At 42.5% G+C, this 341-nt stretch carries 1 pseudogene; it reads left to right on the top strand.

Going from position 1 to position 341, the window contains the following annotated elements:
* Positions 1 to 298 (top strand): annotated as a pseudogene (locus tag CWB66_RS21965) (signal peptide prediction); the annotation flags it as partial.
* Positions 299 to 341: the final 43 nt, after the last annotated feature.

Below are 341 nucleotides of genomic sequence, written 5' to 3'. Positions count from 1 at the left end.
CATCAACTGGTGGTTATCGGGCTGGCCGGGTGCATGTATTTCAAAGCAGGGTTCTTACATTTCTCATCCAGAACGTAGCAAAGAAATAATCACCAAGCCCGAATGGGATTATTGGTATGATGGCAAAGCCGCGACTCAACCACTAGCGGGTACCGATGGCAAAAATATAATTTTGCCTGGGCAGATTCGCGATGGCGGCAGCTATGAAAAGCGCTTTTCGAATATTGCAGTGTGGAATACAGTGATGGATAACTACGATTACAGTTTAGATAAATGGTTTGAGCTACTAAACGCATAAGGGAATTGAATGCTAAAACAGTTACTTGGTTCTTTATCTATTA

The sequence above is a fragment of the Pseudoalteromonas sp. S558 genome (assembly GCF_005886635.1).
In the GTDB taxonomy this organism is placed as follows: Bacteria; Pseudomonadota; Gammaproteobacteria; order Enterobacterales; family Alteromonadaceae; genus Pseudoalteromonas; species Pseudoalteromonas aliena.
This window is presented reverse-complemented; position numbering and strand designations above follow the sequence as displayed.